General features: G+C 66.8%; 1 pseudogene. It reads right to left on the bottom strand.

The window, feature by feature from the left end:
- Nucleotides 1–385: pseudogene (locus FLQ44_RS17055) on the bottom strand (PIN domain-containing protein); the annotation flags it as partial.

The raw sequence follows: 385 nt of genomic DNA, 5'->3' as shown, positions 1-385 counted from the left end.
CGCCATGTCCCAGCGCTGGTTGCGCGCGTAGTCCCACTGGCTGTCGCCCGCTTCGAGCAGCTGCGAGAGATCCTTGTCCGCCGACACGATGAGGCCGCGCAGGCCCTGGGCGCGAAGCCCGGCGAGCAGGCTGCCGATCAGGTCGTCCGCTTCGAATTCGGGGTCCGCCAGGGTGCACAGGCCCAGCGCCTCGCACAGCGCACGGCACTGCTGGAACTGGTACTTCAGCGACTCCGGCGCTGGCTCGCGGTTGGCCTTGTAGGCGGGATACAGGCGATTGCGGAACGAGGTTTCGAGCGACTCATCGAAGGCGATGGCGATGCGCTCCGCGCATCCGCTTTCGAGAAGCTCCAGAACGAAGCGAAGGAAACCCTGCACGGCGTTG

The organism is Vogesella mureinivorans, assembly GCF_007644035.1.
GTDB lineage: Bacteria > Pseudomonadota > Gammaproteobacteria > Burkholderiales > Chromobacteriaceae > Vogesella > Vogesella mureinivorans.
Note: the sequence above shows the minus strand (reverse complement) of the source record. Positions and strands in the feature narration are given on the sequence as shown.